At 63.3% G+C, this 15,530-nt stretch carries 12 protein-coding genes; 2 read left to right on the forward strand and 10 right to left on the reverse strand.

Translation table 11 applies throughout. The features are described 5' to 3' along the window. Positions 1–313 precede the first annotated feature (313 nt). A complete protein-coding gene (locus ACQ4WZ_RS19755) occupies positions 314–2,977 on the forward strand; it encodes a TonB-dependent receptor (protein WP_101484168.1) in 2,664 nt (887 codons plus the stop codon). Positions 2,978–3,234: 257 nt separating this feature from the next. Then, positions 3,235–4,356, forward strand: a complete 1,122-nt coding sequence (locus ACQ4WZ_RS19760; protein ID WP_436574305.1) for an acyltransferase family protein — start codon at positions 3,235–3,237, stop codon at positions 4,354–4,356. 131 nt (positions 4,357–4,487) lie between these two features. Here the strand turns inward: ACQ4WZ_RS19760 and ACQ4WZ_RS19765 are convergent, their stop codons facing one another. The 10 genes from ACQ4WZ_RS19765 to ACQ4WZ_RS19810 all read right to left on the reverse strand — a co-directional run bounded on the left by ACQ4WZ_RS19765 (position 4,488) and on the right by ACQ4WZ_RS19810 (position 15,529). Then, on the reverse strand, positions 4,488–5,804 hold the full coding sequence (locus tag ACQ4WZ_RS19765) for a tetratricopeptide repeat protein (protein WP_436574306.1): 1,317 nt from the start codon (positions 5,802–5,804) through the stop codon (positions 4,488–4,490). Between the two features lie 159 nt (positions 5,805–5,963). After that, entirely contained in the window at positions 5,964–7,109 is a 1,146-nt protein-coding gene (locus ACQ4WZ_RS19770; protein ID WP_436574307.1) for an ABC transporter ATP-binding protein, read from the reverse strand. A 14-nt stretch (positions 7,110–7,123) separates the two neighbouring features. Continuing rightward, on the reverse strand, positions 7,124–8,470 hold the full coding sequence (locus ACQ4WZ_RS19775) for an MFS transporter (RefSeq protein WP_101484171.1): 1,347 nt from the start codon (positions 8,468–8,470) through the stop codon (positions 7,124–7,126). 58 nt (positions 8,471–8,528) lie between these two features. Continuing rightward, the gene (locus ACQ4WZ_RS19780) at positions 8,529–9,557 is read right to left on the reverse strand and encodes a glycoside hydrolase family 3 N-terminal domain-containing protein (protein WP_436574308.1); all 1,029 of its coding nucleotides are present in this window, start codon (positions 9,555–9,557) and stop codon (positions 8,529–8,531) included. Beyond that, positions 9,554–10,390, reverse strand: coding sequence for a carbohydrate ABC transporter permease (locus ACQ4WZ_RS19785; protein WP_101484895.1), 837 nt, complete (start codon positions 10,388–10,390; stop codon positions 9,554–9,556). Before ACQ4WZ_RS19785 ends, ACQ4WZ_RS19780 begins: the two co-directional genes overlap by 4 nt. Positions 10,391–10,402: 12 nt before the next feature. Next, the gene (locus tag ACQ4WZ_RS19790; RefSeq protein ID WP_133993899.1) at positions 10,403–11,272 is read right to left on the reverse strand and encodes a carbohydrate ABC transporter permease; all 870 of its coding nucleotides are present in this window, start codon (positions 11,270–11,272) and stop codon (positions 10,403–10,405) included. A 7-nt stretch (positions 11,273–11,279) separates the two neighbouring features. Continuing rightward, the gene (locus ACQ4WZ_RS19795; RefSeq protein ID WP_133993897.1) at positions 11,280–12,539 is read right to left on the reverse strand and encodes an ABC transporter substrate-binding protein; all 1,260 of its coding nucleotides are present in this window, start codon (positions 12,537–12,539) and stop codon (positions 11,280–11,282) included. 143 nt (positions 12,540–12,682) lie between these two features. After that, positions 12,683–13,696, reverse strand: a complete 1,014-nt coding sequence (locus ACQ4WZ_RS19800) for an SIS domain-containing protein (RefSeq protein ID WP_101484175.1) — start codon at positions 13,694–13,696, stop codon at positions 12,683–12,685. Continuing rightward, the gene (gene nagA / locus ACQ4WZ_RS19805; protein WP_101484176.1) at positions 13,686–14,798 is read right to left on the reverse strand and encodes an N-acetylglucosamine-6-phosphate deacetylase; all 1,113 of its coding nucleotides are present in this window, start codon (positions 14,796–14,798) and stop codon (positions 13,686–13,688) included. The genes ACQ4WZ_RS19800 and nagA overlap by 11 nt, the downstream gene beginning before the upstream one ends. Then, positions 14,795–15,529: a GntR family transcriptional regulator gene (locus tag ACQ4WZ_RS19810; protein WP_099374772.1), complete on the reverse strand. Its 735-nt coding sequence runs from the start codon at positions 15,527–15,529 to the stop codon at positions 14,795–14,797. The genes nagA and ACQ4WZ_RS19810 overlap by 4 nt, the downstream gene beginning before the upstream one ends. Between the last annotated feature and the right edge of the window lies 1 nt (position 15,530).

The following is a 15,530-nucleotide window of genomic DNA, read 5'->3' on the forward strand; positions in this document are numbered from 1 at the left end:
AGGCCGTTATAAAACCAATTTGAATTATCAGTCCAGCAATTTATGCCTGGCTTCGCCGGTATTTAGGCTACCCATACGGGCTACAGATTGATTTAGCTGAAGTGGTCTGTGTGATTCAAACAACGTTATAAAAAAAAAGTTGCAACTGGTAGTGTTCTGGTATTGGATAGTAGTATATTGGCGTTGAATTGGTTTTGTAAGTGGTTGTGCCGAAGGGTCTGCAGCATGCTGGCGAGATAGGGCGGGCTGGAAAGAAGACCTACGTTAAAAATGAAAAGGTTCCAATCCTGGAGCCTAAATCAAGGGGGAGTACATGAAACGCAATTTGACACCTGCAGCTGCCGTCGTGAAATCCGGATCGCGTAGCCGTACGCCGATCGCTACGGCCGTTGCCGTGATGGTCGCTGGTCTGGCCTTTTCGGCGCAGGCGCAGGAAGCACCCGCCGACGACGTACCCACCGTAGTGACGGTGACCGGCGTGCGTGCTTCGCTGGAAAAATCGCTGAAGCAAAAACGTAATGCGGATTCCGTGGTGGAAGTGGTCACCGCCGAAGATATCGGCAAGATGCCAGACCGTAACGTGGCTGACGCGATCCAGCGCCTGCCAGGTGTGAATACCCAATCGTCTGCCGGTGGCGAAGGCGGCTTCGGCGAAAACGACCGCGTCAGCCTGCGCGGCACCAGCCCGAGTTTCCAGCAAACCCTGTTCAATGGCCACGCCATCAGCACCGGCGACTGGTTCGTCTTGAACCAGTTCGGCGGCAACGTCGGCCGCAGCAGCAGCTTTTCCTTGCTGCCATCGGAGCTGGTAAGTTCCGTCGTCGTGCACAAGAGCGCCACGGCCGACCTGCCCGAAGGCGGCGTCTCGGGTGTGATCGACGTGATTACCCGCCGTCCGCTGGAATTCAAGAATCAGATCACGGCCGAGGGTTCGATCCAGGCCTTCCATAATGACTTGGCGGGCAAGACCGATCCGCAGTTCTCCGGCCTGGTGAACTGGAAAAACGACACGAACACCCTGGGCATCATGGTGCAGGGTTTCTCGCAAAAATCGACCGTGCGTCGCGATGGCCAGGAAATCCTCGGCTACACACCGATCCTGGCCAACAGTGCCGCAGCGCTGGCCCATCCTGAACTGGCTGGCGTGAAAGTGCCGACCTTTATCGGCGCGAGCCTGTTCGAACAAAAGAAAACCCGCGAAGGCGGCGCGTTCGACATCGAACTCAAGCCGAACAAGGACTTGACCCTGGATGTGAACGGCTTCTATTCGCAGCTGAAGGCGCCACATCAAAATACCAACTGGCTGGCCGCACCGGCGAACTCGATCAACAGCGCCAACCAGGTACCGACCAACTACACGGTCAAGAGCGGTACCCTGACGGCTGCCACGTTTGCCACCAACTCGGGCGAGGTCGACAATATCTACCGTCCTGACGCAGGCGGCGAATCGTACTACCTCGATTTCAACTTCAAGTACCGCGCCACCAAGGACCTGACCCTGAGCGGCAAGCTGGGCAAAACCCACGGCGTGGGCTATGACCGCGACGATGTGTACTACCAGAATAACGTCGATGGCGGCATGGTGTACCAGTTGAACGGCATGAGCCCGGCCAACGTGTCCTATCCAGGTGGCACCACCACCAAGCCAGGTTCGACGGCATGGGCGGGCGGTGGCGAATCGCGTTCCGTCGACCAGGAAAAATATGCCCAGATCGACGCCGAACTGCGCCTGTCCTCGGGCATCTGGGACTCGATCAAGTTCGGCGGCCGTCTGACCGACCACAAGCGCGCTGCCGAGCATCCGTTTGAAACCCGTCCGGGCGCACTGGGCTTCTCCAATCCGGGCCCCGTCTGGAATGGCACGATGTACCCGAGCGACTTCGCCAGCAACCTGGGCGGCAACCTGTCGAGCAACTACTTCAAGTACGACGGCGCGGCACTGGGCGCCTGGGGCGCGGCCAACGGCAACCGCCTGTTCGACTACGTGCGTCGCCACAACTGGACGGACGAATTCAAGCTGCAGGAAAAAACCTCGGCAGTCTATGCCATGGCCAACCTGACGGGCGACAACTGGAGCGGTAACTTCGGCCTGCGCGCCGTGCACACCGAGCAGTCGACGCTGGTCAACCAGGCCGGCGGCCCGATCACCGGTTCCGACTGGGGTCCGTACTCGCAGCACCTGTACGAGCGCAGCTACAATGACTTCCTGCCTAGCGCCAACATCAAATTCGATGTGCGCAATGACGTAGTGGTCCGCGCGGCCATCGCACGCACCATCGCCCGTCCTGACTACAGCGCGCTGGGCGGCTCCGTGTCGCTGAACGACGATGCATTGAGCGGTGCAGGCGGCAACGTGAAGCTGAACCCGGTCAAGTCGGATAACGCCGAAGTCAGCGCCGAATGGTATTTCGCGCCGAGGTCGGCCGTTTCGGCGGGCCTGTTCTACATGGACTTGAAATCGGTCGTGTCGAACGGTACCACCAGCGCCACTTACTTCAACAGCAAGCGCAATGCCAATGCCGTGTACCTGATCACGTCGCCCTTCAACACCAGCGGCAAGAACAAGGGCGTGGAATTGAGCTATCAGCAACCGCTGTTCGGCGATTTCGGCATCCTGGCCAACTACACCTATGCCGACGGCAAGCTCGACAATGGTGACGAGCTGGTCAATGCATCGCGCAACACGTACAACCTGACGGCCTTCTACGAAGCCAATGCCCTCAGCGCACGCCTGGCCTACAACTACCGTTCGTCCTACAAGGCGGGTGTGGACCGTGGCGCCAGCCAGCACGTCGAAGGTGCGGGCGGCCTGGCCGGTTCGCTCAATTACAAGATCAACGAACACTTCACGGTCACGTTCGATGCGCTTAACCTGACGAACACGACCATCAAGATGTACGCTGAAAACCGCGATCAGCCACGCGCGTTCTACAGCAATGGCCGTACCTTCTACCTGGGCTTGCGCGGCAAGCTGTAAGCAAGACGATCAGGCCTGATGCGCCCGCATCAGGCCAGGTCTTCCTCGGTCTTTCAAGCAAGTTCCTGCTTCAGGGGCTTGCTTTTTTTTTTGCGCTCACCGGCAGGGCCGTTTCTGTCTTTTTTACGCCAGGGCTGTCCCCGCCGGTCGCCAGCATGACTTGCGCCCGCTAAGTTGGTAGCCGGCGGCGTAAGGTTTTCTGCCGCCTCCTTGCCGCAAGCAGGAAGGCGGTTTTTCTCATTTGGAATTGTTTGATCATGACTATTGCATCTCAACGCTACCTCGCCCTCGACGTCCTGCGCGGCCTGACCGTGGCCCTGATGATCGTCGTCAATACGCCCGGCGACTGGGGCAGCGTGTATGCGCCGTTCCTGCATGCCGAGTGGCATGGATTCACCCTCACGGACCTGGTCTTCCCCAGCTTTTTGTTTGTCGTCGGCAATGCGCTGGCCTTTGCGCTGGGGAAATATGAGCACCTGGGGCATGGCGCCGTGCTGGCCAAGCTATGCAAGCGTAGTGCGCTGATCTTTTTATTGGGCTTCCTGCTGTATTGGTTCCCCTTCTTCAAGATCGACGACGCGGGCCAGTTCGCCTGGTCGCCGCTGTCTCACACGCGCATTCCCGGCGTGCTGCAGCGCATCGCCGTGTGCTACCTGGCCGCCGCCCTGATCCTGCATTACTGGAAGACACGGGGCGCGCTGGTCTTTAGCGCCTGCGCCTTGCTGGGCTACTGGGTCATCCTGGCATGCTTTGGCGACTACAGCTTGCACGGCAACGCGCCGGCCAAGCTGGATCTGATCTTGCTGGGCGACAGCCACCTGTACCACGGCGAAGGCATCGCCTTCGATCCGGAAGGTATCCTCGGCACCTTGCCCTCCATTGTCAACGTGATTGCCGGCTACCTGGCGGGCAGCTTGCTGCGCCAGACGGCGCCGACGCAGCTGCGCTCCCGCCTGGTTCAACTGCTGCTGGCCGGCGTCATTTGCATGGCCGTGGCCCTGTGCTGGAATGAGGTGTTTCCGATCAACAAGAAACTGTGGACCAGCTCTTATGTGATGCTGGGCATCGGCCTGGATTTGCTGCTGCTGGCGCTGCTGATGTTCATCATTGACGTGCGTCAAATGAGGGGCTGGACCTATTTCTTTGAAGTCTTCGGCAAGAACACGCTATTCATCTACCTGCTGTCGGAAGTGCTGGTGATCATCGCATTTACCGTGCGCATCGGCGGCGGTAAGCTCTACCAGTGGGTGTACCAGCAGTGGTTTACGGGCTGGGCGCCGGCGCGGCTAGGCTCGCTGCTGTTTGCCATCAGCTTCATGCTGCTGTGCTGGCTGATTGCCTGCGGCATGGACAAGCGCAAGATCTACATCAAGGTCTGACACGCCACATCAAGCTGCGCCGCGTCGACAGGGCAGCGATGCCCACCGTTCGCTGGACGGAGGCAAGGTCGAAAAAAAAGCAGCCCCGGCCTGAGCCGGGAACCGCTTTGCGCATGCTTGAGGGGGAGGAATTACTGTGCCGCTGCTGCCGGCGCCGCCGCTGCCGTGGCAGGACGGTTCAGCCACAGGATCCAGTAGCGGGCCAGGTCGCCCACGCCGTCGCCGCCCTTGACCGTTTCCAGGACCTTGATGGCGTCGTCTTTCTTGCCCGCCATGGCGTAGGAATAGCCGAGGCGCAGTTTGGCGTCTTCAGCACGCTTCAGGCCGCCCTTGGCGATGCCCTTCTGGATCAGGTCGATACCTTTGTCGAACTGGTCCATCGTCACGAAAGCGTAGCCCAGGTTGATCAAGCCCGTGCCATCCTTGCTCTTCATGGCCGGGGCTTCGCCGCTGGCGATGTTTTTCGCATCGTCGGCAGCGGCCTTGGCGGCCTGGTCGCGCAGTTTTTTGTGCTTGGCGGCATTCGCACCCGTGCCCAGCACGCCCTTTGCAAAGCCCGCGTCGAGGACTTTTTTCGCTTCCGTCGGGAAGGCGTTCTGCAAGGCGATTTCAGCCATGTCGCTGTAATCTTGTGGCGGCATGGTGCCTACGGCCTTGAATTGCAGGCGCAGCACGTCCAGCGCGAAGCGGTCCGAATAGCCGGCCTTGCCCTGCAGACGGCCCAGCAGGTCGGTCCAGTAGTCGTCCGACGGGTAGTAGCGCACGAGGTTTTCCATGGCGACCAGGTAGGTGGCCGGATCCTTGCTTTTCGAGCCCGTATTGGCCAGCAATTGCAGTTCCTCAAGGGTCGGCGTCTTGCCTGCTTGCTGCTTGGCCGTCAGGTCGGCCATCAGTTCCTGTTTCGCGCGCGCGAAATCGTTGCTGAAGTAATAGGCGCGGATGATGTAGGGACGCACGCTGCTCACGTCGCCTGTTTCCGTCTGGTAACGGGTGAACCATTTGATGGCGTTCGGGTAATCCTTGGCGTTGTAGTGGTAGTTGGCCAGTGCCTGGATGAAGTCGCCCTGGGCTTTCTTGTCCAGCTTGCCCGATTCGATCACTGCTTCCAGCGCCGTCATGGCCATAGCCGCATTGTTGGTGGTCGACGCCAGCGCCACGCGCAGGCGGTTCAGTACGAACAATTCGTAGGGCGTCAGGGCGGGAATGGCCGCTACCTGGTCGATGCGGCTTTGCACGTCGGCGTAGTTTTTTGCGTCCATCGAGGTCTTCACTGCGGTTGGATCGAGCAGTTTGAACACTTCAGGACGCACCGTGTCGGCCGGGGCGGCGGCGGGCGCACCGGCGGCAGCGGCTGGCTTGGCATCCTGCGCGTGCGACAGGGCTGGCAGGACGTTCAGGCCGATGGCGGCCAGGATCAGGCTGAGACGGGCAAGACGGAATTGGGACATGGTCAATCCTTCAATCAATAACAAAAATACGCACCGGCACTGGCTGCCGCAGCATCGCGCAGCGGCATCGCAAAGGGGCAGGGAATCTTAAAAAACACACATTCTGCCATTCCGCCCGTATAAGTCCAAGGGCGGCAGCATGATAAACAGCGGCTATTGTCACATAAACGGCTGAGCGGGTGCGGCAAACGTGCGCGCCAGTGCTTGCCCTGCGGCATCGAACAGCAGGCAGCGCTGCGGCGGCAGATGCAGGCGCATGGCGTCGCCCGCCCGGCGCAAGCCATCCTCGGCCGGCAGCTTGACGGCGAGCATCTCCGCCACGCCCGGCATGCTGGCGTAAACGATGGCCACGTCGCCCAGGTATTCGACATGGCTGACGGCCGCGTCGAGCACGTTGTTTCCCGCATGGCTGTCCGCATCGTCATGCTCGCGCAGGCTGACATGCTCGGCGCGCACGCCCAGGGTCAGCTGCTGGCCCGGCGCCACGGCGTCGCCGTGCGCCTCGACCTCGACCACGGCGCCGCCAGGCAGGCGCACGGCCACCGTGCCGGGGCTCGCCGCGACGGCCTCGCAGGCGATAAAGTTCATCTTGGGCGCGCCCAGGAAGCCGGCCACGAACAGGTTGCCGGGATGGTTGTACAGCTCGTGCGGACTGCCCACCTGCTCGATGCGCCCGCCGTTGAACACCACGATGCGCTCGCCCAAGGTCATGGCCTCGACCTGGTCGTGCGTGACGTAGATCATGGTGGTCTTCAGTTCCTGGTGCAGGCGTGAAATTTCCACGCGCATCTGCACGCGCAGCGAGGCGTCGAGGTTCGACAGCGGTTCGTCGAACAGGAATACCTTGGGCTTGCGCACGATGGCGCGGCCGATGGCCACGCGCTGGCGCTGGCCGCCCGACAAGTCCTTCGGTTTGCGCTTGAGCAAAGGCGTGATCTGCAGGATCTCGGCCGCGCGCTCGACGGCGGCGCGCACCTCGGCCTTTTTATGTCCGGCCAGGGAGAGGGCGAAAGCCATGTTCTCGAACACCGTCATGTGCGGATACAGGGCGTAGCTCTGGAAGACCATGGCCAGGCCCCGCTCGGCCGGCGCGATATCGTTGGCCAGCCGGCCGTCGATGTGCAGCTCGCCGTCCGTGATGTCTTCCAGCCCGGCGATCATGCGCAGCAGGGTTGATTTGCCGCAACCTGAAGGCCCCACGAAGACGATGAATTCGCCGTCGCCGATAGCGAGGTCGATACCGTGGATGACGGGATGCTTGTCGTCGTACAGCTTGACGATATTCTTTAAGACGATATGTGCCATGTGGTGGTTCTGTCCTAGTTGGCGCTGGCTGGCGCCTGGGGGGAATCGGCCTTGTTCAGGTCGGGTTTGCCGGCATCGGCCTTGGCGCCGATGCGCATGAAGCGCGACAGGATCAGGACGGGCAGGGCCGACACCAGCACCCACAGGAAAAAGGTCTTGTAGCCGAGCGCCGTCTGGATGTCGCCGCTGATCATCTTGAACAGCACGAAACCCAGCTGCATCACCCCTGTGGCGAACGCATAGTGGGCCGTCTGGTATTTGCCGACGGAAACCACCTGCATCATGAACAGGATCAGGCCGACGAAGCCGAAGCCATAGCCGAACATTTCCACGCTGAGCGCGGCCGTGATCAGGGTCAGGTCGGTGGGCATGCTGTGGCTCAGGTAATAGAACACCAGGTTCGGCAAGTTCATGGCCAGGATCAGGAAGAACATGGCGCGTTTCAGGCCCAGCCACGAAGTGAAGTAGCCGCCGCCTATGCTGCCCAGCAAAAAGGCGACCGTGCCGGCCGTGCCGTATACGGCGCCCACTTCCGTCGTCGACAGGCCCAGGCCGCCCAGTTCGCGCGCTTCGCGCAGGAACAGAGGGCCGATGGTCTGCACTTGCGCCTCGCCGGCGCGAAACAGGATGATGAAGGCTATCATGCCCCAGATGCCGGGCTTTTTCAGGAAGTCCACCAGCACGTCCCACAAGGTGCGGCTGATGCCGGCCACGCTCTTGTCGGCCACGGCCGAGTTGCGCACCTGCGGCAGGGCCCACAGGTGATACGTGGCCAGCGACAGCATCATGGCGCCGATGATCAGGAAGATGACCGACCAGGCGGGCTTGATGCCGATTTTTTTCTCCAGGTAGCCGGCCAGGATCACCAGGCCGCCCAGCGAGATGAATTTGCCGGCGTTGAAAAAGGCGCCTTGCCAGCCCGCGTAGGCCGCCTGCTGCTTGTCCGACAGGCTGGCGATATACAGGCCGTCGCAGACGATGTCGTGCGTGGACGACGCCAGCGCGGCGACGAACAGCACGGCGATGCAGGCGGCAAACCACAGCGGCGTTTGCAGCGCCAGTGCGATCAGGCCCAGGCTCAGGCCGCCAAGGAACTGGAACAGCACCACCATCGTCTTCTTGCTCGATGCCAGCTCCAGGAAAGGGCTCCACAGCGACTTGAAGACCCAGGCAAAGCCGATCAGGCCCGTCCAGCGGGCGATCTGGTCGTTCGGCACGCCCATGCTCTTGAACATCAGGCCGGCCACCAGGGCCACGGCGTAGAACGGCAAGCCCTGGGCGAAGTACAAGGTGGGCACCCAGGAAATCGGGCTGCGGACGCCGCCCTTGCTACTGTTGCTGCTGATGCTTTTCTCGTTCATGGATGCTTCCTCGGGTCGTCTTGAAAGTCGGGTATTGCGTTCGGTGCGAAGGCGGCGGTCACTGGCAGCGCCGCCTGGCCTCTGCCATGATGATGCGGTCAGCCGCCTCCTGCGCGTACACGCCGGCGCCGGCCGGGTAGCGTGCGGCCATGGCCGCCAGGCGCTGCAGCCGCGTTCCCACGGCCTGCAGCGGCAAGGCGCCCGACGCCAGCGCGGCGCTGACGTCGTCCAGTGCGGCCGGCAGCTGCGTGGCATCGGCCAGCAGGGCCATGTCGGCGCCGGCGGCCAGGGCGCGCGCGCCGACATGCCCGCCCTGCGCGTCGATGCCGGGCGTGAGCAGCACGCCGCCGTAGCCCCACTGCTGGCGCAGCAAGCCATGCATCACCGCGTGCGACAGGCTGGCGGGCTGGTGTGCGTCGAGGGCCGGATACACCACGTGCGCACTCATCATCGAGGCCGTCTGCGTGGCGGCCTGGCGAAACGGCACGAAATCGTGTTCTTCCAGTTGAGAGCGGGTCTTGCCGACGCTGGGGAACTGGCCGCCGGCGCCGTGCTGCGGCAGGTACAGCCGCGCGCAGCACGCCACGCCCTCGGCCTGGCAACCCGCCGTCCAGGCTTGCGCCATGGCGGCGGCTTGTTCCGGATCTCCCCCAAAGGCCTGCGCCGCGCCAGGCGCCTGTCCGGCACCGGTGACGAGATTGATCATGGGGGCCAGCAGCCAGTTGATACCCAGTGCGCGCAAGCCGCGCGCCGTCGCCGCGCCCGTGCCGTTGGCCTGCTCCGCGTCACCATGGGCGCACAGGTCCATGGCGCCCGGTGGCTGCGGCAGCCAGGCCGGGTATGCCGGGGGGATGCCGGCCGGGTCGATGGCGATCAGGACCTGCGGACCCAGGGCGCGCCGCAAGTCCGTGCTCAAGCGGGCCAGCTGCGCCGCATCGCGCAGATTGGCCGCGCGCAGACACACGGCGCGCACGCCGTTGGCCTGCAGCCATTGCGCGCCTGCCGCATCGAGTTCGGTACCGGGCATGCCCGTCATCAGCAACTGCCCGGCGAGGCGGCGCAGGTCGGTGGCGATGGTGGCGCTCATTTGACCGCGCCGTCCATGCCGCGCATGAAGAAGCGCTGGGTAAACAGAAAGGCGAGCAGGGTCGGCACGATGGTGATCAGGGTGCCGGCGGCGATCACGCGGGTGCTGCTGCCGAAGGTGCCGCGCAAATACAGCACGCCCACCGAGAGGGGGAATTCATCGGGCTTGCTCATGACGATGGAGGGCCAGATATATTCATTCCACGATTCGACGGCCGTCAGGATGCCGACGGTGGCCAGCCATGGCGTAATCAGGGGCAGCATGATGCGGCTGAAGATCACCCACTCGCTGGCGCCATCGACCCGCGCCGCGTCGATCAGGTCTTGCGGCACTTCCTCGAACGCTTGCTTGAGCAGCAAAATGGCCACGGCCGTCACCACGTTGGGCAGGATCACGCCCGTGTAGGTGTCGACCAGGCTCATTTGCGTGATAGTGATGAAGTTGACGAGGAAATTGACTTCCGACGGCAGCACCAGGGTGGCAAGGATCAGGCCGAACACCAGCTTGCGGCCACGAAATTTCAGGCGCGCCAGCGGATACGCGGCCAAAGAGCACAGCAGCAGTTTCCAGAACACGGTGAATACGGCGATCAGCACCGAGTTCTTGAAAAACGACCAGATGGGGATGGCCTGGAACACTTCGATGAAGTTGTCGAAGGACGGCGCCTTTGGCCAGAAGGTGGGCGGGAAGGCGAAGATATTGCCCTCCGTGGATATGGCTGTCACCAGGGTCCACCAGAACGGGAAGACGCAGACGACGGCGATCGCGCACAGCACGGCATAGTGGCCCAGCATTTGCAGGCGCGTTTTCAGGGGGCGGGAACGGGTTGTCATGGTCATTGCCTGTCAGCGGTGCTTGGGTTTCAAATAGCGCAGGCAAAGCAGGGCGATGGCTATGCAGAACAGCGAGACGACGAAACTGGCGGCCAGTGCGCGCGGCAGTTTCAAGTGTTTGAGGCCCTGGTCGTAGGCGTAGTACAGCGCCGTGAAGGTGGAATTCATCGGCCCGCCCTGGGTCAGCACGTCGACTTCCTGGTAGGCTTTCAGGGCCGCCAGCACGGACAGGATGGAGCACAGCATGATGGTCGGGCGCAGCATCGGTACGGTGATCTTCCAGAAGCGCTGCCAGCGGTTCGCGCCATCGAGCATGGCCGCTTCCTGCATGTCCGACGGGATAGCTTGCAGCGCCGCCAGGTACATCACCATGTACCAGCCCAGGCCGCGCCACAGGGTCACGAACATGACGGCAAACAGGGCCAGGCTGTCGTTCGTCAGCCAGCCCACGGGGGCGTTCACGAGTTTCAGGGTCATCATCACGTAATTGAGCGCGCCCTGTTCGTGGAACATGAAGCCCCACATGATGCCGACCACGGAAACGGTGGTCACCACGGGCACGTAGAAGGCGGCGCGGAACAAACGGATGCCGGGCAGGCGGTTGTTCACCAGCACGGCCAGCACGATGGCGCCTACCTGCACGAAGGGCACCATCAGCAGGAACAGCAGCGAGTTTTTCAGGCCAGAGACGAACATCTCGTTGTTGAAGATGTAGCGGAAGTTATCGAGGCCGACGAAGCGCGTTTCGCGTATCAGGCTGTAATCGGTGAACGCCAGCACGGAGCCGTAGCCGACGGGCCAGAAGGAAAAGGCGGCCAGCAGCAGCAGTGCCGGGGCGAGGAATAGCCAGGCTTGCAGGGTGTGGCGATGGGCGAGTTTCATGGTGTCCTCAGTGGCGCGGCAGGGTGGCCAGCTTGCGGTTCCAGATGGCGACGGCCTGGTCCAGCGCCTGCTTGACATCCTGCTTGCCCGTCACGCCCGCCTCGACGGCTTTCACCAGCGAGCGGCGCAGTTCGTCGTAGTCGTCGATGCCGGCCACGTACAGGGTGCGCGAGTGGCCCATCGACAGGGCGCCAGCGGTCACCGCCTTCTCGGCGGCGCCTGCGTTCTTCGGCGTGGCGAGGAAAAACGGGTCGGCCGCCGCCTTGACGGTGGTGGGGAAGACGCTGGCCTGGCGCGCGAAGGCCAGCTGGTTGTCGTCGTTCGTCAGGAAGCGGGCGAACTTGCCCACCGAGGGCAGCAGGCGCGCCGGTACGCCTTTCGGAATCGCGAAGTGCACCAGCCAGCCGCCGTCGGCAATGCCGGTGGGGCCCAGCGGCGCTGGCGCCACGTCGGTGATGGCGTAGATGTCTTTCGCATCGCCGCGGATGCGCTGCATGGCCGTCGGCGGCGCCAGCAGCATGCCCAGGCGGCCGCCCTTGTAGGCGTCGATCACGGCCGGGAAGTTATCTTCGGCGAACAGGCTCTCTTTCAGCAGGCCGCCGACTTTGTACGTGTCGGCCAGTTTCTGCACCAGCGCCACGTGCTGCGGCGAATTGAAGACGGCGCGGTTGTCGGTAATGACGGCCAGGCCCTGCTGCATGAACAGGCCGTCGATCTTCGACAGGGCAGGGGCAATGCCGGCCTTGCCCGTGCGTTGCGCGATCTGGCGCGCGAACGCCAGCTGTTCGTCGAGGCTGGCGGGGCCGCGCGTGAGGCCCGCTTGCTTGAAAATGGCGGTATTGAAGGCGATCACCGCGACATTGCTGTACATGGGGAAGCCGTAAGTGCGGCCCTTGAAGCGCAAGTCGTCCAGGGCGCTGGGAATGTAGCTGGCGCGCGCCTCCGCGATCAGGCCATCGACGGGCGTGAGCAAGCCGTCGCGCGCATATTCGTCGGCCCAGGGCACGTTCAGGCTGACCAGCGCGGGCGGCGTGCCGGCCACGATGCGCGTGACCAGCTTGGTCTGGATGACGTCCCACGGGAAGTCGATCCATTCGATCTTGACATCGGGATTCTGCGCCTCATAGCGCGCCACCACCGCATTGAAATACGGCGTGAACTTGGGCTTCATGCTGAAGGTCCAGAATTCGATTTTCTCGGCAGCCCATGCCTGTGGCGCGAGCAGGCCCGCGCAGGCAAACACTGCCAACAGTCTCTTGATCGTCATTTTTATCCTGGAGCGTGGCGCTCCAATGTCCATGAGTCCGCGGCGCGGGTACATGCCCTTGCCGTCTCTTATATTCGGGTACTGCTGCCGGCAGCCGCGCCCCGTGCCGGGGGCGCAGCTGCCGGATACTGCTTACATACTGCTTAGTTGGTCTTGGTGACCTTGCTCAGGTGGCGCGGCGCATCCGGGTCCATGCCGCGCGCCGCCGACAACTTGGCCGCCATCACGTAGAAGGACTGGATGGCGACGATCGGATCGAGATCCGGCGTGGCGGCCACGGGCAGGGTCAGGTCGCGTTCGGCCACGTCGGCGGGGGCCGCCAGCAAGACCTTGGCGCCGCGGCCGCGCATTTCCGTGGCCAATTGCAGCAGGCCGGCCTGGGTCGGGCCGCGCGTGGCAAAAATCAGCAGTGGGTAGCCGTCTTCGATCAGGGCCATCGGGCCATGCTTGATTTCTGCGCCGCTGAAGGCTTCCGCCTGCAGGGCCGATGTTTCCTTGAATTTCAGTGCGGCTTCCAGCGCCACGGGGAAGCTGATGCCGCGCCCCACGACCATGATGTTGCGGGCCGGGGCCAGCACGTCGATGGCGGGCGACCAGTCCACGCGGGTCGCTTCAAGCAGCGCTTCGGGCAGCGCTTCCAGGCCTGCCTGCAGCTCGGGGTCGTTCTGCCACTGTGCCACCATGCGCGCGCCGGCGACCAGGCTGGTGATGAAGCTTTTCGTCGCGGCGACGCTTTGTTCCTTGCCCGCGCGCAGGGGCATGGCCCACTCGGCGGCGTGCGCCAGCGGCGACTCGATATCGTTGACGAGGGCCACGGTGGTGGCGCCGCCGTCGCGGAAGTAGCGGATCGGCTCGACCACGTCGGGACTCTGGCCCGATTGCGAGATCGAAATGGCCAAGGTATCACGCGTCACCAGCGGCGACTTGTTCAGGGTGACCAGCGACATCGGCAGCGACGCGACGACACGGCCCAGGCGTGCCATGATCAGGTAGGCGACGTAGTTGCAGGCGTGGTCCGAGCTGCCGCGCGCGATGGTCAGCGCGGTCGAGAACGAGGTGCTCCTCAATTTGCGGCCCAGTTCCGCGTAGCGTTCCGTGTCGCTGTCCAGTTGCAGGGCGACGCATTCGGCGGCGGAAATGGCTTCTTTAAGCATCATTGAGGTCACAGATTTCTCCTTCTATATACACAGCTTTGAGTTTGAGATCGCGATCGAGTACCACCAGATCGGCGTAAGTGCCGGGGGCCAGCCGGCCGCGTTCTTCCAGGCCCAGGTAATCGGCGGCGTTGGTCGACACGCGCTTGGACGCGTCGGCCAGGTCCAGTCCCAGTCCCACCAGATTGCGCAGCGCCTGGTCCAGGGTCAGGGTGCTGCCCGCCAGGGTGCCGTCGGGCAGGCGCACGCCGCCCATGCATTTCTGCACGGCGTGTCGGCCCAGCATATATTCGCCGTCCGGCATGCCGGTGGCGGCGGTCGAATCGGTGACGCAGTACAGGCGCGGAATGGCGCGCAGGGCCACCTTGATGGCGCCCGGATGCACGTGCAGCAGGTCGGGGATCAGTTCGGCGTATTCGGCGTGCGCCAGGGCGGCGCCGACCATGCCCGGCTCGCGGTGATGCAGGCCGCTCATGGCGTTGAACAGGTGCGTGAAGCCCATGGCGCCATGCTCCAGCGCTGCCACGCCATCTTCATAGGAACCGAGCGTGTGGCCGATCTGCACGCGCACGCCGGCGTCAGCCAGGGCGCGCACCAGGTCCAGGTGACCGGCGATTTCCGGCGCCACGGTGATGACGCGCAGTTTGGCCAGGGTTTGCAGGCGTTCGATTTCGGCCAGCGTGGCGGCGCGCGCGTAGTTGGGCTGCGCCCCGAGCTTGCCCGAATTGATGTATGGGCCCTCCAGGTGGGCGCCCAGCACGCGCGCCGTGTTCGGGCGGCGGTTGTTGGCTGCGATGCCGATGGCCGTCAAGGCCATGTCGATATCTTCCGGTGGCGCCGTCATGGTGGTGGCCAGCAGGCTGGTGGTGCCGTGGCGCGCATGGATGGCGGCGATGGTGTAGACGGCTTCGCCGCCTTCCATGATGTCCTTGCCGGCGCCGCCATGCACATGCAGGTCGATGAAGCCGGGCAGGATGTAATCATCGCTATTGCTCGACGGGTGGAGGGAATCGCCCGTGATGCTGTCGACGCGCTCGCCGAAGGCGATGGCGCCGTGGATCCAGCCGCCGGGGGTAAGGATATTGCCTTTGATAGTGCTGCTCATCTGCGCGACTCCGCTACGAATTCATAATAATCACTGCGGCAATACGAGTGGGTCAGTTCCACCGCTGCGCCGTTGTCGAGATAACTGACACGGGTGATGTGCAGCATGGCTTCACCCGTCTTGATATTGGCCAGCTTGGCCTGTTCCGCCGTGGCGTTGACGGCGCGGATATGCTGCAGCGCGCGCATCGGGATGGTGCCGCGCGACTCCAGGTAGCCGTACAGCGAATCGGTCACCTGTTGCGGGTCCGGCATGTACAGCGCGGGGATGGTGGTCGTTTCGATCGCCATCACCACTTCATCGGCCGTGCGCAGGCGGCGCAAACGCGCCACCGGCATGTGCGGCGACAGGCCCAGCGACAGCAGTTCCAGCGGCGCGGCCGCGCCGATATCGCGCTGCAGCCAGCGCGAACCGGCCGTAAAGCCCCGCTGGCGCAATTCTTCCGAAAAGCTCGTCAGGCGCGACAGCGGCTGTTCCAGCTTGGGCGTGATGTAGGTGCCCGAGCCGCGCTTGCGCGTCAGCATGCCCCGGTCGCACAGCATGTCGATGGCCTTGCGCGCCGTCACGCGCGAGATTTCCAGGATCTCCGACAGCACGCGCTCCGAGGGCAAGGCCTGGTTGGCGCGCCAGTCGCCGCTGGCGATACCGTCCGACAGCATGTTCGCCAGCTGCATGTAGAGCGGCGTGTCGCTGGCGGGATTGGGTTTGAAGGCGGACAGTTTGGCCAGCATG

Origin of the sequence: Janthinobacterium darwini (assembly GCF_051380905.1) — a bacterium.
Lineage (GTDB): Bacteria > Pseudomonadota > Gammaproteobacteria > Burkholderiales > Burkholderiaceae_D > Janthinobacterium.